The organism is Mangrovimonas futianensis (assembly GCF_021245805.1).
Taxonomy (GTDB): Bacteria; Bacteroidota; Bacteroidia; order Flavobacteriales; family Flavobacteriaceae; genus Mangrovimonas; species Mangrovimonas futianensis.
In genome coordinates this window covers 1-486 of sequence record NZ_JAJJNF010000034.1, presented here as the reverse complement: position 1 = coordinate 486, position 486 = coordinate 1, and the positions used below count along the sequence as shown (strand labels likewise).

The window sequence follows — 486 nt, the reverse complement described above, 5'->3', positions numbered from 1 at the left end:
ACATCATGGACCTGGAGACCCGCTGTGACATCGCCACGATCAGTTTCTTTGTGGAGGTACAGGAAGCTGCCGAGGCCAACACGCCGGAGCCTTTTGTACTGTGCGATGACAACATGGAGTTTGACGGCGACCCAACGGACGACTCGGTGGCCTTTGACCTGAGCACGCAGAATGCCACGGTACTTGACGGCCAGGACCCGGCGAACTTCACGGTAAGTTACTATGAGACCGAGGCAGACGCCCTGGCCATGGACAACGCCATCGCCAACCCGACCTCCTATATGAACCTGAGCAACCCGCAGACCGTATGGGTGCGCGTTGACAACGATACAACACCGGATAGCATCTGCTACGACATAACCACCCTGGAACTTCAGGTGGCGCCTATTCCTTCCTTTGTTCTGGAGGATGTGTACGTACTGTGTACGGACACCAACGGGACGGAGGTCGTGGGCTCTCCACTGATGGACACGGGACTTGATGCTT

The 486-nt window shown here is 56.8% G+C and carries 1 protein-coding gene; it reads left to right on the top strand.

From position 1 onward, the window contains the following. Positions 1-486 (top strand): FIDD domain-containing protein (locus LOK78_RS16415; RefSeq protein ID WP_370465583.1); only part of this gene is annotated, 486 nt, incomplete at both ends.